Annotated in this window: 1 pseudogene; it reads left to right on the plus strand. The window is 77.6% G+C overall.

Annotated elements, in window-relative coordinates:
- Positions 1-238: 238 nt before the first annotated feature.
- Positions 239-639: pseudogene (locus tag KUM32_RS36500) on the plus strand (erythromycin esterase family protein); the annotation flags it as partial.

A 639-nucleotide genomic window follows, 5' to 3' on the forward strand; every position in this document is an offset into this window, starting at 1 on the left:
TCCACACGCCGTCCTGTACACCCCGTGTCGGATGTCCCACTGCCGCGGTCCACCCACCGGGACCGACCGGGCCGGCGCCGCTGGTCGTCCGCCCAGCATGGCGTAATCCCGCGCGTGGCGCCGCACGGCACGCGCGGGGGCGCGCGGCAGAGGCGGAATCCGTCGGCCGGGCTTGGCGGACGGGCCGCCCGCCAAGCGAGCTTGACCTCAACCGCGCTTGAGGTCCGAGGGTGGCCGCATGACGATCTCAGCGACGGACCGGGCGGCGGTGGGCGAGTGGATCAGGGGCGCGGCGCACCCCCTGCGCACGGCGGGCCCGTTGGCGCCCCTGGACGACCTGCGACCGCTGCTCGCCATGGTCGGAGAGCGGACGGCCGTGGCGGGGTTCGGCGCCGGCACCCGGGGCGCCCGCGAACTCCTCGCCCTCCAGGCGCGCATCGCCCGGCTGCTGTTCGCCGAGGCCGACTTCCGGGTGCTCGCCCTGGACCAGGACGCGGCGCTCGGCGCCGCGCTCGACACGTGGTCGCGCACCGGCGCCGGGGACGTCGTGGCGCTGCTCCGGGCCGCCGAGCCGTTCTCCCGTACCGGGGAGACGCTCGCCCTCCTCCGCTGGCTACGCGCCCTGCGCCGGGCCCGGCC

Source organism: Streptomyces sp. AC627_RSS907 (genome assembly GCF_019049165.1).